The sequence below is a fragment of the Halopseudomonas sp. genome (genome assembly GCF_041579695.1).
Classification (GTDB): Bacteria; Pseudomonadota; Gammaproteobacteria; order Pseudomonadales; family Pseudomonadaceae; genus Halopseudomonas.
Genome location: NZ_JBFGFI010000032.1, coordinates 16,253 through 31,080, shown reverse-complemented (window position 1 = coordinate 31,080; position 14,828 = coordinate 16,253). Strand labels below are relative to the sequence as shown.

General features: G+C 58.8%; 14 protein-coding genes. 4 read left to right on the top strand and 10 right to left on the bottom strand.

Translation table 11 applies throughout. The features are described 5' to 3' along the window. Positions 1-290: 290 nt before the first annotated feature. From pssA to ABYA88_RS08685, 4 genes are all read right to left on the bottom strand, one after another. The gene (gene pssA / locus ABYA88_RS08700; RefSeq protein ID WP_373186709.1) at positions 291-1,124 is read right to left on the bottom strand and encodes a CDP-diacylglycerol--serine O-phosphatidyltransferase; all 834 of its coding nucleotides are present in this window, start codon (positions 1,122-1,124) and stop codon (positions 291-293) included. Between the two features lie 128 nt (positions 1,125-1,252). Continuing rightward, complete coding sequence (gene ilvC, locus ABYA88_RS08695) at positions 1,253-2,269, bottom strand: ketol-acid reductoisomerase (RefSeq protein ID WP_373186708.1); 1,017 nt, start codon at positions 2,267-2,269, stop codon at positions 1,253-1,255. A gap of 47 nt (positions 2,270-2,316) precedes the next feature. Then, complete coding sequence (gene ilvN / locus ABYA88_RS08690; RefSeq protein WP_339844504.1) at positions 2,317-2,808, bottom strand: acetolactate synthase small subunit; 492 nt, start codon at positions 2,806-2,808, stop codon at positions 2,317-2,319. Next, a complete protein-coding gene (locus tag ABYA88_RS08685) occupies positions 2,808-4,532 on the bottom strand; it encodes an acetolactate synthase 3 large subunit (protein ID WP_339844243.1) in 1,725 nt (574 codons plus the stop codon). Before ABYA88_RS08685 ends, ilvN begins: the two co-directional genes overlap by 1 nt. A gap of 426 nt (positions 4,533-4,958) precedes the next feature. On the opposite strand from ABYA88_RS08685, the gene ABYA88_RS08680 reads away from it, so the two are divergent. After that, a complete protein-coding gene (locus ABYA88_RS08680) occupies positions 4,959-5,390 on the top strand; it encodes a DUF4124 domain-containing protein (RefSeq protein ID WP_373186707.1) in 432 nt (143 codons plus the stop codon). 31 nt (positions 5,391-5,421) lie between these two features. On the opposite strand, the gene ABYA88_RS08675 is transcribed toward ABYA88_RS08680, so the two are convergent. From ABYA88_RS08675 to mrcB, 3 genes are read right to left on the bottom strand one after another with little or no spacing between them, the layout of a single operon-like run. After that, positions 5,422-5,754 (bottom strand): YqcC family protein, encoded by a 333-nt coding sequence (locus ABYA88_RS08675; RefSeq protein WP_373186706.1) that lies wholly within the window; start codon positions 5,752-5,754, stop codon positions 5,422-5,424. Further along, positions 5,751-6,392 (bottom strand): tetratricopeptide repeat protein, encoded by a 642-nt coding sequence (locus tag ABYA88_RS08670; protein WP_373186704.1) that lies wholly within the window; start codon positions 6,390-6,392, stop codon positions 5,751-5,753. Before ABYA88_RS08670 ends, ABYA88_RS08675 begins: the two co-directional genes overlap by 4 nt. 17 nt (positions 6,393-6,409) lie before the next feature. Then, positions 6,410-8,731, bottom strand: coding sequence for a penicillin-binding protein 1B (gene mrcB / locus ABYA88_RS08665; protein WP_373186702.1), 2,322 nt, complete (start codon positions 8,729-8,731; stop codon positions 6,410-6,412). Between the two features lie 124 nt (positions 8,732-8,855). Here mrcB and ABYA88_RS08660 point away from each other — a divergent pair, with 124 nt between their 5' ends. The 3 genes from ABYA88_RS08660 to ABYA88_RS08650 all read left to right on the top strand — a co-directional run bounded on the left by ABYA88_RS08660 (position 8,856) and on the right by ABYA88_RS08650 (position 11,865). Beyond that, positions 8,856-10,403, top strand: a complete 1,548-nt coding sequence (locus tag ABYA88_RS08660; protein ID WP_373186701.1) for an AAA family ATPase — start codon at positions 8,856-8,858, stop codon at positions 10,401-10,403. Positions 10,404-10,611: 208 nt separating this feature from the next. Continuing rightward, positions 10,612-10,878 carry a TfoX/Sxy family protein gene (locus ABYA88_RS08655; protein ID WP_373186711.1) on the top strand — a complete coding sequence of 89 codons (267 nt, stop codon included), beginning with the start codon at positions 10,612-10,614 and terminating at the stop codon, positions 10,876-10,878. A 192-nt stretch (positions 10,879-11,070) separates the two neighbouring features. Further along, positions 11,071-11,865, top strand: coding sequence for a cyclic nucleotide-binding domain-containing protein (locus tag ABYA88_RS08650; RefSeq protein ID WP_373186700.1), 795 nt, complete (start codon positions 11,071-11,073; stop codon positions 11,863-11,865). A gap of 187 nt (positions 11,866-12,052) precedes the next feature. Here the strand turns inward: ABYA88_RS08650 and ABYA88_RS08645 are convergent, their stop codons facing one another. The 3 genes from ABYA88_RS08645 to ABYA88_RS08635 are packed head-to-tail and all read right to left on the bottom strand — an operon-like array spanning position 12,053 to position 14,772. After that, positions 12,053-12,955: a ChaN family lipoprotein gene (locus tag ABYA88_RS08645; protein ID WP_373186699.1), complete on the bottom strand. Its 903-nt coding sequence runs from the start codon at positions 12,953-12,955 to the stop codon at positions 12,053-12,055. A gap of 9 nt (positions 12,956-12,964) precedes the next feature. Continuing rightward, positions 12,965-13,729 (bottom strand): heme ABC transporter ATP-binding protein, encoded by a 765-nt coding sequence (locus ABYA88_RS08640; protein WP_373186698.1) that lies wholly within the window; start codon positions 13,727-13,729, stop codon positions 12,965-12,967. Then, positions 13,729-14,772, bottom strand: coding sequence for a FecCD family ABC transporter permease (locus ABYA88_RS08635; RefSeq protein ID WP_373186697.1), 1,044 nt, complete (start codon positions 14,770-14,772; stop codon positions 13,729-13,731). The genes ABYA88_RS08640 and ABYA88_RS08635 overlap by 1 nt, the downstream gene beginning before the upstream one ends. Between the last annotated feature and the right edge of the window lie 56 nt (positions 14,773-14,828).

The following is a 14,828-nucleotide window of genomic DNA, read 5'->3' as shown; positions in this document are numbered from 1 at the left end:
TTCTCGTGACCGGGAGGCGAATTCTACAGGGATTTTAAACCCCGTCAACCGCTTCCTTCAATCTTTACCAGATCTCTCTGGCGAACCCGAATCAGCGATCGTGCTGCTGTCTCGGTGAGCGGCGTATTCTACCGTCTCATTCTGCCCTGTCAACCGCTAAATTATCGCTAACTTATTGATTGTAAAGCGCTTTATCAAAAGCGCCCTGACTGGGCAGACGCGCATTATAGGGGATAGAAAATAACCGTCAACTGATTTCTTGCGGTTATTTCATTACGTCCGGGAGAGACTTACGCCTCGGGAGCCGTTTTCTGCTTCTGGCGCCAGCGCCACAGCGCCTGAACCGGACCGGAAACGCTGTAGGCGATAAAGATCAACCAGAGTATCCGCGAAGGATCCGATGCGATCACCGCCAGTACAAGCACTACAACCAGGATGACGAAAAACGGTACACGGCCTTTCAGGTCCAGGTCTTTGAAGCTGTAGTACCTGACGTTGCTGACCATCATCAAGCCCGCCAGGGCGGTAAGCAGACCCACCAGAATGCTGATATCACCGCCGTCGATACCAAAGTCGCTCAGCGCCCAGACCATACCGGCAACCAGGCCGGCACCGGAAGGGCTGGCCAGTCCGGTGAAAAAACGCTTGTCCTCATCCCCAACATGCGTATTGAACCTGGCCAGACGTAACGCCGCCCCAGCCACATAGATAAATGCGAACACCCAGCCCACCTTACCCAGATCGGCAAGCGACCAGCTAAATACCACCAAGGCAGGCGCCACCCCGAAGGCGACCATGTCCGACAGCGAATCAAACTCGGCACCAAAGGCACTTTGCGTGTTGGTCAACCGTGCTACGCGCCCATCCAGCCCGTCGAGCACCATTGCCACGAAGATCGCGATCGAGGCATTGGCGAAGTTGCCGTCCATCGCGCTGACAATGGCATAAAAACCGGAAAACAGCGCCGCAGTAGTAAACAGGTTGGGCAACAGGTAGATCCCCCTGTGACGAACCTTCTCGCCGCCCGGGCCGTGAACCTCCTCTATATGTTCATCGATGGGCAGCATGTTATGCGCTGCTTCCATATCGTGGTCGCTGGAATGGTGCTCTTGCTTTTCCGTCATGAAATTATCCTGAAAACTTTAACGTAGCCACAGTGTGGCAACTGATCACACGGTTTGCCAGCCCCGAGTGTCCGGACACAAAAAACGCGGCCATGGCCGCGTTCTTCGTCTGCTGCATCAGGGATGCTTCAGTTCTTGCTCTTGTCCACGATCTTGTTCGCAGAGATCCAGGGCATCATGCCGCGGAGCTTCTCGCCAACCTGCTCGATCGGGTGCGCTGCATTGATACGACGCGCTGCAGTCATCGAAGGATAGTTGTGTGCACCTTCAGCGATGAACATCTTCGCGTATTCCCCGCTCTGAATACGCTTGAGCGCATTGCGCATGGCTTCACGGGACTCGGCGTTGATTACTTCCGGACCAGTAACGTATTCACCATACTCGGCATTGTTGGAGATCGAGTAGTTCATGTTGGCGATGCCGCCTTCGTACATCAGGTCGACAATCAGCTTGAGCTCGTGCAGACACTCGAAGTAGGCCATCTCGGGCTCGTAACCAGCTTCTACCAGCGTTTCGAAGCCAGCCTTGACCAGCTCGACAGCGCCACCGCAGAGAACCGCCTGCTCACCGAACAGATCGGTTTCGGTCTCGTCCTTGAACGTGGTTTCGATGATACCGGTACGACCGCCACCGACGCCGGAAGCATAGGACAGGGCGAGATTCTTCGCGTTGCCCGAGGCATCCTGGAATATCGCGACCAGATCGGGAATACCACCACCCTTGGTGAACTCGGTACGCACTGTGTGACCCGGCGCCTTGGGCGCGATCATGATCACGTCCAGATCCTTGCGCGGCACGATCTGGTTGTAGTGAATCGCGAAGCCGTGGGCAAACGCGAGGGTGGCGCCCTGCTTCAGGTTCGGTTCGATCTCATCGCGATACAACTGAGACTGGAACTCGTCCGGGGTCAGGATCATGACTACATCGGCGGCAGCAACGGCGGAAGGCACGTCGCTGACCTTCAGGCCATGGGCTTCGGCCTTGGCTACAGATGAAGAACCGGGGCGCAGACCCACGGTTACATCAACACCGGAATCATTAAGGTTGCAGGCATGGGCGTGGCCCTGCGAGCCGTAACCGATGATAGCTACTTTCTTGCCCTGGATGATGCTCAGGTCGCAATCTTTATCGTAATAAACGTGCATGAAATTCCCCTGTTTCTAGGCAGACCCTGCCCGGGCCTGCTGTGTGATTAGATACTCAAAACCTTCTCGCCACGGGCGATACCCGAGACGCCGGTGCGTACCACTTCGATGACGGTGGTCGGCCCAATCGCCTCGATAAAACTGTCCAACTTGTCGGAGGTTCCAGCCAGTTGCACGGTGTACACGCTGCTGGTTACATCGACAATCTGCCCGCGGAAGATGTCGGTAGTACGCTTGACCTCGGCACGCTGAGCGCCCGTGGCCTTGATCTTCACAAGCATCAGCTCGCGTTCGATGTGCGCCCCTTCCGACAGGTTCACCAGTTTGACCACCTCAATGAGCTTGTTGAGGTTCTTGGTGATCTGCTCAATCACCTCGTCATGTCCAACCGTGGTCAGAGTAAGGCGCGACAACGTCGGATCCTCGGTCGGCGCCACGGTCAGGGTTTCGATGTTGTAGTTGCGCTGGGAGAAAAGCCCGACTACACGGGACAAGGCTCCCGGCTCGTTTTCCAGCAACACGGATATTATATGTCTCATCATGTGCGCTCCGTCTTGCTCAGCCACATATCGCGCATCGAGCCATCCTTGATGTGCATCGGATATACGTGCTCGGAGTCATCTACACGGATATCCATGAACACCAGTTGGTCGCGATTGGCAAAGGCGCGCTCCATGGCTGGCTTGAGATCTTCCAGCTTCTCTACGCGAATACCAACGTGACCGTAGGACTCGGCCAACTTGACGAAGTCCGGAAGCGACTCCATATAAGAGTGCGAATGCCTTGCGCCGTACTGCATATCCTGCCACTGACGAACCATGCCCAGGGCCTGGTTGTTCAGCGTAATGATCTTGACCGGCAAGTTGTACTGCATGCAGGTGGACAGTTCCTGAATATTCATCTGGATACTACCCTCCCCTGTCACGCAAGCCACCTGAGCATCCGGGAAGTGCAACTTGACGCCCATAGCCGCAGGAAAGCCAAACCCCATGGTGCCGAGACCACCGGAATTGATCCAGCGATTGGGCTTGTCGAAGGGATAGTACTGGGCGGCAAACATCTGATGCTGACCCACGTCGGACGTAACATAGGCATCACCCTGGGTCACTTCCCAAAGCGTTTCGATAACCTTTTGCGGCTTGATGATGGAGCCATCGCCTTCATCATAGGGGAACATCCGACCCTCACCACGCCATTCACCAATCTGCTTCCACCAACTGGTTAGCGCTTCCTTGGCAGGACGCAGATTATGTTCCTTGACCATGGCAACCATTTCGCTCAACACGCTGTCGACCGGACCAACGATAGGCACATCAGCCCGAATGGTCTTGGAAATGGATGCGGGATCAATGTCCACGTGAATGATCTTGGCATTCGGACAGAATTTGCTCGCGCCGTTAATTACCCGATCATCAAAACGCGCACCGATGCAAAGGATTACATCGCTGTGGTGCATGGTCACGTTAGCCGTATAGCTCCCGTGCATACCCAGCCAGCCGATGTATTGCGGATCAGTACCCGGATAGGCACCGAGCCCCATCAGCGTATTGGTTACCGGCACGCCGAGCTCGCGGGCGAGTTCGGTAAGCTGGGCTGAGCCACCACCCAGAATTACGCCACCACCGGAATAGATAATCGGACGCTTGGCTTCAACCAACAGGTCCAGCGCCTTGCGAATCTGACCCGAGTGACCCCGAACAGCGGGGCTATAAGAGCGCAACTTGACCTTCTTGGGGTAGCTGTACTCGAACTTTTCGGCCGGATTGGTCATGTCTTTCGGAATATCCACGACCACAGGTCCCGGGCGACCGCTCTGGGCAATATAAAAAGCCTTCTTGATGACCTCGGGAATTTCCCGCGGATCCTTGATCATGAAACTGTGTTTCACGATAGGACGGGAGATACCCACCATGTCGGTCTCTTGAAAGGCGTCGGTACCAACCATGTTGCTGGCAACCTGACCTGAGAGCACAACCATGGGGATCGAGTCCATGAAGGCTGTGGCAATACCGGTAATGGTATTGGTCGCGCCGGGACCGGAGGTCACCAGCACAACACCGGCCTTGCCGGACGCACGGGCATAGCCGTCGGCCATGTGCGCTGCCGCCTGTTCATGACGCACCAGAATATGCTCGACATCATCCTGACGGAAAATCGCATCATAGACATGCAGCAAGGCACCGCCGGGGTACCCGTAAATGTATTTAACACCCTCGTCACGCAATGAGCGGACAACCATCTCAGCGCCGGATAAAAGCTCCACTTTAGAATCACCTCTAGCTTGTCGCCCGTCACGGACGGGCAACAGGGTACCTGTTTACTGCTCGGCAGCGCATTAGCAACGGTGGTTGCCATGCATCAGCTTGACTACGTGCAATGGAGGCAGGTCCTGTTGGTTCCGGATCTGCCTCACCCAGCGCGAGGTAGCGCGTGCGGGTGCCAGGCCAGGAGCTGGCGGATTTCGCCACCTGGTTTGAGCAACAAAGCAGCCTGATCCGATAGCCTAGTGGGCGCCAATATCAGTCTGCTCATGTGAACCACGAATTGTTTACACTCAAGGGCCACAAGTCAAGCCAAGTTGGACGAAAGCATGACATCCGGCACAGCACGTGCAGACACCGCTGGCCAATCATGACTGGTCGGTTATATTAGCTGGGCTTGAAGCCCTCAACACACGGATGGACAGGACATGTACAAGACGCTAATCGCAATCACCTTTGGCCTGATGAGCAGCGTCGTCGCTGCCGAACAGATGTATCGCTGGGTTGATGACCAGGGAGTTCCCCAGTTTGGCCAGCAGCCGCCCGAGGGCCAGGCCTATCAACGGATGAATATAAGCTCGCCGCCGCCCCCCGGCGGAGCCTTGCGCGCGCCCGCTCCACTCCCGCAAGCTGATGAAAGTCCGAACGAGGCTCAAGACAACGCCGGCATCAGCGATGAAGCACTTGCTGCCAAGCGTGAGGAGCAGTGCTCGAAGATTCGCAGCAACCTGGAAACCATGGAACGCAACCCCCGCCTAAGCAAAACCAACGATGCCGGGGAAAACGTGAGGATAGGTGAAGACGAGCGCCAGGAGATGATGGCCCAGGCCCGTGCGGATCTGGAAGAGTTCTGCAACTGAGGATTACACCAATGACGATGCGTAGGCCTGCTCAGGCCAGGTCGGTCGCCAGGCGATCAACCCGGGCGAGAGCCCGCAGCAAGTCATTCTGCCGGCGTCCCAGATACAGCAGTGACTGCTCGCCCATGGGCTTGATCTGACAGTTTCCGGGCAATGGCAGGCGCTGACCCGCCAGCGAGTGCATCCGCGGTATGAATATCCACTGCAACCATTGCGCGAAAGCCATGGTATCAACACAAAAAGGCTGGCTGCTGGCCATCTGGGTCGAGGTCGGTGGCTGCACCGACCATAGATCCAGCGCCTGAAGCTCGCGTTCAAGATCTATCAACGCCAGACGCATTTCTTCCCAGCCCGCCTTTTTCACAGCGATACGCGGGCTCGCTGACGTGCGTCGGCAGCACCGGCAGAATTGCCCTGTTTTTCCCGCGCTTTGGCTATCAGCTCCCACAAACCTGCCTGCAACGCAGGCCGGCCAGCGGCGAAGCTCAAACCGCGTTGGGCCACTTGTTCGGCCTGGGGGGCATCACCCTGAGCCAGACGCACCTGTGCCAGGCGGTAGAACACCTGAGGCTCGCGCGGCGCGATACGCATCGCCCGCTCCAGGCTCGACGACGCGCCACCCAGATCGCCGCGCCCTTCCTGGTTCCTGGCCGCTGTCAACAATGCCAGTACCGGACCGTCGAGCTGTTCATCCTGCTGCAAGGTCGATCCGCCGCTCGATCCGCCGCTCGATCCGCGAGTCTCATCCCGGCTCTGGGGCTGGGCGTCAACCGGAAACGACTGGATGGGCCGCGAGCTGCCGGCCTCATCGGGAATCATCACAACCACACCGCTGCCGGCGGGTTGTTCGGCCTGCTGCGGCACCTGCCCGGCAGGCGAATAGGTAATATCCTCGCTGGAGACCGGCCGCCCCGAATCGACCACAGGAACCGAGCCACCGGTGCCAGCACAGCCTACCAATACCATCGCGATGGCCAGTAGGCCGGTTAGTCTCATCTGCATTACTGTTTCCTCTCTGATCACTGCAGCCAGCCCCGGATGGTATCCATCACGCGGTTGGTACCTTCCTTCAATCCTTCCTCACTCAGGAACGAGTTGCAACCCGGTCCGGGCAGCGGCTGATAGCCGGCATGAAACGGCATCTGCACGCTATCGTCACAACTCGGATCGCTGCCCATACCTGTCTCGCTGTCCACCCAGGCCATTTCCACCCCTTGTACCGGGGCACTAGTGAGCCCGCGGGGATGTGCCTGGGCCATGAAGTCGCTCCAGACCTGCAATGCGCCCGAAGCGCCGGTCAGACCGGTGTTGCTGTTATCGTCCCGCCCAATCCATGCCACAGCCAGCAGATCATCGGAAAACCCGGCGAACCAGCTGTCGCGCAAATCATTGGTCGTGCCCGTCTTGCCGGCCAGGCGCACGTTGCGATCAATACGATTATAAGCGGACCTGCCGGTGCCCTCGGTCATCACCCGAGTCATCGCCTGCTGGAGCAGGAAAATGCTGGCAGCATCAAAACGCTGCTCGACTTCGAAGGGGTAGCGGCGCAGGGGGTCGCCCTCGGTGGTCAGCACATTGCGAATTGCCCGCAACGGCGTATTGAAACCACCAGTAGCCAGGGTCTGGTACATGTCCGTCACCTGCATCGGCGTCATCGAGCCGGAACCAAGCAGCATCGATGGGAATGCCGGCCAGTCATGCTGAACGCCCATCCGCCGGACCGTCTCGAGCACCTTGGGAACACCGAGATCCACACCAAGGCGCACCGCCGCCTGGTTGTATGAGCGGCTCAGCGCCTGATGAAGCGGCACCCAGCCATGACTCTCCCGATCATAGTTCTGCGGGGTCCAGGTCTGCCCCGGCTCGGCCTGCAACGCAATAGGTGCATCCTCCACCAGGGTCGTCAGCGCATATTCCTGGGGCCGTTCGAGGGCGGTCAGATAGATGGCTGGCTTGACCAGTGAGCCGATTGGCCGCGACGCATCCAGCGCTCGATTGAAGCCCTGGAAACGCGGATCGGCGCCCCCGACCAGAGCCAGTACCTCGCCGCCCTGCGCACTGGTAACCACCATCGCCGACTCCAGCGGGCTGACCGCGTCGGCCGGCGTCAGCCGCTTGAGTGTCGACTGCACCGACTGCTCTGCATTTTTCTGTAGCAGCGGATCAAAGCTGGTAAAAATGCGCAGGCCTTCGCTGGTAAGGTCCTCGTCGCGATAGTCCTCGCGCAACTGGCGCTTCACCAGATCCATGAACGCGGGATAACTGGTGTCGGCCATGCTGCCGCGTACGGACACATCGAGCGGCTGCGCGATCGCCTCGCTCGCCTGCTCTTCGCTGATCATGCCCTGCTCAGCCAACATGGAAATGACCAGGTCCCGCCGGGCCGTCGCTCGTTCGGGGTGGCGGCGCGGATTATACATCGACGGGCCTTTCACCATGCCCACCAATAGCGCCACCTGGTGCAACTGCAGCTCATGCAGCGGCTGGGCAAAGTAGTACTGGCTGGCTAACCCGAAGCCATGCACCGCGCGCCGCCCGTCCTGACCAAGGAAAACCTCGTTGAGATAGGCTTCGAGGATTTCCTCCTTGGAGTAATGCACCTCGAGCAGTACCGCCATGATCGCTTCGGTACCCTTGCGCACAAGGCTGCGGTCACTGGTGAGGTAGAAGTTCTTTACCAACTGCTGGGTCAGGGTGCTGCCGCCCTGTACCACCCCGCCGGCACGCATGTTGGCATACATGGCGCGGGCGATACCTCTGGGGGAAACACCGAAATGCTGAAAATAATCCCGGTCTTCAACAGCTACCAGCGCTTCAACCAGAAACGGCGGCGTCTGCTCCAGACGGATCAGAATACGATCTTCGTTGTGTGCCGGGTAAATTCCGCCGATCAATAGCGGCTCCAGACGCGCCATGACCGGATCGCCGGTGCCACCCAGACTTGCTACCTGATCACCCTGGAACTGCACCCGGAGCAACTGGGCGGGTTCGGTGCCCTCGAAAAACTGGAATCCCCGAGTATGAACGTCGATCCGGCTGCCGTTGACGGAGATCTGGCCGGGCTGCCGCGCCGCTGCCGTCGAGCGATAGCCGAGTGCGCTCAGCTCGGTTATGAAATCGTCGCGGGTGAGCTTCTGACCGGCGAACAGCTCAAGCGGCCGGGCGAACACCTTGGCCGGTACTGCCCAACGTTTGCCGGTGAACTTCTCCTGCACCACCGCGTCAAGATAGATCGTCAGTCCGGCGAGCAGCACCAGCCCAACCAGCCCAAGCTTGATGAACAGACCGGACCAGCCATACCAAAGCCCTTTCTTTTTGACGCTACCGCGTTTTTTAGCCATAACCCTCTGCACTTAAGTAAGCGGCGTCATCGACTTGCGCCGATGATTGCACCTGTTTGCGGTTGGCCTGAGCCCGGCCAAACCCGCATAATGACCTTTTTGCCTTTCAAAGCAAGGATACATCGTGAGCCAGACACTGCTGAAAGCCCTGCAGAATCCCGAACTCTTTGACCACCCGGTTGATACTTTCAAGTTGATGGAAACCCACATCTCCTGGGTCCTGCTCACTGGCGACTATGTATACAAGGTCAAGAAGCCAGTCAACTTCGGCTTCCTGGATTATTCCACGCTCGATCGTCGTCAGCATTTCTGTCATGAAGAAGTACGCCTCAACCGACGCCTCGCGCCAGACCTGTATCTTGACGTGATCAGCGTTCACGGCAGCGAGGACGCCCCTAATCTGCGCGGCGAGGGCCCGGTCATCGAATACCTGGTCAAGACTCGGCAATTCCGTCAGCAGGACCTTCTTGGCAACATGCAACGAGCGGGAACCCTCGAGGCGTCACATATAGATAGCCTAGCGTCAAAGCTGGCCGGGTTTCATCAGACAATCGACCGCGCCGCAGCGGAAACCCCCTGGGGCGAACCAGACCTCGTGCACGCTCCCGTGGCGGAAAACTTCACCGACATCCGCGGTCTGCTGAGCGACAAAGCCGACCTGCAACAGCTGGAGCAGCTGGAGCAATGGGCGCATAGTACCTTCCAGCGATTGATTCCCCAACTCTCCCAGCGCAAGGCTGAAGGCTTTATACGCGAATGTCATGGCGACATCTATCTCGACAACGTCACGCTGATAGACGGGGAAGTAACGCTGTTTGACGGAATAGAATTCAACGATGCCTTCCGCTGGATCGACGTGATGAGCGATGTCGCCTTTATGGCGATGGACCTCGAGGATCGGGGCCTGAACCATCTGGCCCAGCGCTTCGTCAATGGCTACCTGGAGCACACGGGTGACTACGAGGGACTGGCCTTGCTCGATTATTACAAGGCTTACCGTGCCATGGTTCGCGGGAAGGTGGCACTGCTGCGACTGACCCAGGACGGCGTCAGCGAGGAAGAACGTCAGGAAGTTCTGGCGCGCTACCATAGCTATGCCTCCCTCGCAGAGCGCTATACCCATGTACCGCTGCGCTTTGGCATCCTCACCCAGGGCGTGGCCGGGTCAGGCAAGAGCACCATCGCACTGCACCTGGTAGAACATCTCGGCGCGATACGTCTGCGCTCTGATACCGAACGCAAGCGCCTGTTCGGCAAAGCCGATAGCGGGAAGCTGAACGCCGGACTGTATGCGCCAGAACTAAGCGAAAAAACCTATGCCCGACTGGCATACCTGGCAACCCGGGTACTCGCGGCAGGCTATCCGGTTATTGTCGATGCGGCCCACCTGAAACTGGCCCAGCGCGACATACTGCGTCAGGCTGTCGAGAATCAGGGCGCGCCCTGTCTGATACTGCAATGCACTGCCGCAGTGGAAACCTTGCAGGAGCGGATCAGCAAGCGGCAAGCCGAAGGCAAGGATCCCTCCGACGCGAACATGAAAGTGGCGCTCCATCAGCTCGAACAGATGGAAGAGCTGAGCGGGGAGGAAAAGCACTGCAGTATGGAGGTTGCCACGGACGCAGCCGACAGCCTCACTGACCTGGTGGTCCAGCTGCGCAAACGCTTCTAGAGGGTCCGGCGACGCGGCTGTACCTATCAGCCGCGCGGCACTACACTGGATCCGGGAACCAATAAAAAGAAGCCCGGACCATGCAAACAGAAACTATCATATCTCGCGGCCAGTCCGTCCGCGTCAGTCCAGAGCTCGCTCAGGGCCAGCTCTTACCTCTTTTACTCCACGCACTTCCTGGGCCGATAGCGCGCGAGGGCATCTCATGATCAACGATGAACTTCTCGAAATGCGCAATCTCGGCAAGACCTCTGCGCAGTGGCTGCATGCCACCGGCATTCACAGTCGCGACGAGTTGCACCGACGTGGGCCGGTTGGCGCCTATTGCGCCGTGCGGGAACGAGGTTTTCGGGCTTCCAAGGCGCTGATGTTTGCAATTGCCGGCGCCCTGCAGGGCGTACACTGGAACGACCTTGATCCTGATTACAAGGAACAACTGCTTGAGCAGCTCAGACAGCGACAGGGGAAACGCTAAGCACTGCGCGTGCCAGAGCGTCCGCTGTAAACATGCGCAATAGTTGAAACTGATCACGCTCAGGGAAATTTATATTAGCGGTAGCCGAACGCACTGCAGTATCTTATCGCAAACGGCAATGGTTTCCCGAGCTTGTGCGAGGTTGAGCTGCATGTCTTGCCGGAAACAGGAAACATAAAAAGGAATTCGCACATGTATCTCATCGGTGATCAACCACCCTACGCGGAAAAACTCATCAATGCGCTGCAGCTCATTCCCGAGCAGCTTCTTGATGGGCTGCCGCCCTGCGGCGAACCCATCTCCCTCGATGCAGTGAACGATCTGTACGATCATGTTGGCAATAACCGCATCTATCTACTCCAGTCCGGACTGTTGCACGCGGTCATCGAAGACAAGCCGTTGTTCTATATCCAGGAAGGCGACCTGATTGGCCTGCGGCAGGGACTCAACACCGCGCCCTGCACCTATCGCAGTGACGAGCCGCTGGTGCTGGTGCCCTATGATCGCGAGCTGCTGTTCAAGCACATACATGGCAACAGTCAGCGGCAGGAACAGTTCACCCAGTATATCCTTGGCCAGGCCGCGCTGATGTCTGACGCGCTAGCATACAGCCGTCCGCCGGAAGTGCGGCCGGTAACCGGATTCCAGCATTTCCTGGCGGGAGCCGAGCTGATCCGCCAGGGTGATGATGCCGACCATGTGTTCATTATTACCGAGGGTCATGCCGAGGCGTTTGTGCAGGGCATCAAGGTTGGAGATGTGCAGAAAGACGAAATCTTCGGTGCCATGGCCCTGTTTACCCGTGAGAAGCGCTCGGCAACGGTGATTGCCAGTTCGCCAACGACGGTAATGATGATCCCCAAGGAGCAGTTTCTTGCGCTGATGCAAAGCAATCCGCGGATCGCCCACAGCCTGATCGAGAGCATGGCCCGCCGCATTGACCTGATGAACAAGGAACTGACGCAATACAAGCAAGCTACAAGGTAAATTGAGCAAGCCTCTTGACATGCGAATGAGAATGTATATTATTAGCAACAAGTCGTCGCGAGACAACTTGTTGATAGCCGCTTGCTCCAAAGCAGTTATCTCCTCATCAGGCTAATCACGGATTAGGCCCGCTCCATGAGCGGGCCATTTTTTTGCCTGAATATTCTGTCGGCCTACTGTTGGCGATCTACTGGCCCTGTTCCCACTGGGCGCAGTAATCTGTTTCCGGCAGAGCTGCGGTCAGCCATACGAAATCAGCCTGGGCCCGATCCGGCAACGTCCCGCCCGCTTCCACCAGCATCACTACCAGCGGCGCCTGCAGGCCTTCTGCCGGCCAGTGCAGCGGCACACCCAGATCCTTGCGCACATGGTAGCTCCCGGCCAACAGCAGCGCGGGCACGGGCGCTTCAGCAAGTTGCTGCGCCATGCGTTCATCGCGTGCCTGCTGAACGGCCAGCATGGCCGGAAACTGTTGCTCGGCTAGCTTCCCGCAGTGGGACGTAGCGATGGCCTCTTCAAGCAACTCGAGCATCTCGGCGCTGAATACATCTGCGGGCGCGGGTGGGGCCTGATAAATGGCATGCATCTCGTCTTCGGTCAGGTTAGCCGCCAGCAAACGCTGCGGGAGGGCAAGACCCCACCTAACCAGTGGGCCGTAGAGGCTCCAGTCCCAGCCGGGGCTCCATTCGAGCTCCTTCTCCAGCTGCGCTTCGCTTTGGGTCAGGCCATCCTGGGGCAGGCCATCCTGCGACAACTCTCCTTGCAGGCGATCTATCGCAGCCTGTTGCGCGGGTCCGATCATTTCCATCACCAACGCGCCCTGCGGGCGCCTTTCCTGCAACCGCTGCATTAACCACAACTGCAAACGATGATGATCGGGGTTGTCATGTTTCTCACCGACCAGCACATAGGGAGCGGAGACCAGGCTTTCAACCAGCATGGACGGAGGTAGCCAGACACCGCTCGCGGTATCCAGCACCTTCCCCAGGTGCGGGTCATCCAGCCCCTCGGTACTGACCCAAGCGGGTAATTCCTGGGCATAGGCGGCAAATCCCCAGACGCATGCCAAAAGCAGCAGAAAACCACGCATTGCGATACCTCAAGCGATAATCAATGGACAATCAAGTTGCGGGTGCGGAACTACCTGTACCTCGACGCCGAAAACCCGTTTGATGCGTTCTGCTTCCAGCACGCCCCAGGCTGAACCCAGCGCCGACACAGCGCCGCGATCAAGCAACAGCAGCCTGTCCGCATAACGCGCCGCCAGGTTCAGATCGTGCAACACCAACAATACCGCATTTCCACGCTGTGCAATCTCCTGAGCCTGTTGCAGAATCAGCCGCTGATGCGCCAGGTCGAGTGAGGCCGTGGGCTCGTCCAGCAACAGGCAGGCAGGCTCCGAACTGTCCCAGATCTGCGCCAGCACCCGCGCAAGATGCACGCGCTGACGCTCCCCACCAGACAGGGTGAGGTAACTGCGCTGCCGCAGGTGTTCTATATCTGCTGCCTGCATCGCCTCGGCAGCTATCCGCCTATCTGCCTCCCGACCGCTGGCATGGGGCAACCGGCCCAGCAACACAACCTCTTCCACGCTGAACGCAAACGCAAGTGAAGATGACTGTGGCAATACCGCCAGACGTCGCGCGCGCTCATCGGCAGGCCAGGATTCCAGCGCCCTGCCCCCCAGCAGGATTTCACCTTCAGCGGGAGGCAGCTCGCCACTCAGGGTTGCAAGCAGCGTGCTCTTGCCAGCCCCGTTTGTGCCAAGCACGGCCAGAACCTCGCCAGCCTCCAGGCGAAAGTTGATGTCGTGCAGAATCTGGCAACCACCGCGCGCGCAACCCAATCTGCTGACTGTCAGCATCACGCACTCCGGCGCTGCGAGCGCAGCAGCAAAATCAGAAAGAAGGGTGCGCCAAGAAGCGCAGTAAGAATACCGATCGGCAGCTCTGCTGGCGCGATCACCAGCCGCGCCACCACATCAGCCAGCAATAACAGTCCACCACCGAAAAGCATCGAGCCGGGCAATACCAGGCGATGATCGACCCCGAGCATCAACCTGATCAGATGCGGCACGACCAGGCCGACGAAGCCTATCAGGCCGGCCACCGCCACGCATGCGCCGACACCCAGCGCCGTCAGCAGAATCAGCTCGCGCTTGACCCGCTCAACTTCCACGCCCAGATGCCGGGCCTCGGATTCGCCAAGCAGTAGCGCATTCAGCGCCCGCGCCTGCCGCGGCAAACGCCAGCAGAGCAGCGCGCAGCAGAGCCCCAGCGCAATCACACGCGGATAGTTGGCCGAACCCAGACTACCCATATTCCAGAATGTCAGGGTACGCAACATCCGGTCGTCGGCCAGGTAACCCAGCAGACCTATGAGCGCTCCACTGATCGCCGCGATCGCAATGCCGGCCAGCAACATGCTGGCGACCGATGTACCCTGCGCCGACTGCCCCAGGCGGTACACCAGCAGCGTAGTCACCACTCCGCCGGCGAAGGCGCCGATGACGGTTGCATAGGGCAGCAGCGCATCGGGCATTCCGGCAAACAGCCAACTGCCGAGGACGATGACCGCCGCCGCCCCGAGTGCCGCACCACTGGAAACGCCAATCAGGCTGGGGTCAGCCAGCGGATTGCGGAACAGCCCCTGCATTACCGCACCGGTCAGCGCCAGCGTGGTGCCGACGAGTAGCCCCATCAGTGTGCGCGGCAGCCGGATCTGCTCGATGATGACCTGGGCGTCACCCGGCGAGGCGACCAACCCCAGCATGTTACCCAGTGCGGCAAGGGTATCGCCTGGGGCCAGGTTAACTGCGCCCAGGCCCAGCGACAGCAGCATGGCGAGCAATAACAGAAGGCTCAGCAGAATCAGAATCACCGGGCGGAGCTGTGCAGGAGCAATCATCTACGTCTCCTGGCGAACTGATTACGCGACCACGGAGTGCGAGACTGGCGCTGACA

What these genes read in the sequence shown, in the direction of transcription:
- ilvC (WP_373186708.1), bottom strand. Translation starts at nt 2,269, where the DNA reads ATGCACGTTTATTACGATAAAGATTGCGACCTGAGCATCATCCAGGGC.
- ABYA88_RS08680 (WP_373186707.1), top strand. Translation starts at nt 4,959, where the DNA reads ATGTACAAGACGCTAATCGCAATCACCTTTGGCCTGATGAGCAGCGTC.
- ABYA88_RS08640 (WP_373186698.1), bottom strand. Translation starts at nt 13,729, where the DNA reads ATGCTGACAGTCAGCAGATTGGGTTGCGCGCGCGGTGGTTGCCAGATT.
- mrcB (WP_373186702.1), bottom strand. Translation starts at nt 8,731, where the DNA reads ATGGCTAAAAAACGCGGTAGCGTCAAAAAGAAAGGGCTTTGGTATGGC.
- ABYA88_RS08645 (WP_373186699.1), bottom strand. Translation starts at nt 12,955, where the DNA reads ATGCGTGGTTTTCTGCTGCTTTTGGCATGCGTCTGGGGATTTGCCGCC.
- pssA (WP_373186709.1), bottom strand. Translation starts at nt 1,124, where the DNA reads ATGACGGAAAAGCAAGAGCACCATTCCAGCGACCACGATATGGAAGCA.
- ABYA88_RS08650 (WP_373186700.1), top strand. Translation starts at nt 11,071, where the DNA reads ATGTATCTCATCGGTGATCAACCACCCTACGCGGAAAAACTCATCAAT.
- ABYA88_RS08670 (WP_373186704.1), bottom strand. Translation starts at nt 6,392, where the DNA reads ATGCAGATGAGACTAACCGGCCTACTGGCCATCGCGATGGTATTGGTA.
- ABYA88_RS08635 (WP_373186697.1), bottom strand. Translation starts at nt 14,772, where the DNA reads ATGATTGCTCCTGCACAGCTCCGCCCGGTGATTCTGATTCTGCTGAGC.
- ilvN (WP_339844504.1), bottom strand. Translation starts at nt 2,808, where the DNA reads ATGAGACATATAATATCCGTGTTGCTGGAAAACGAGCCGGGAGCCTTG.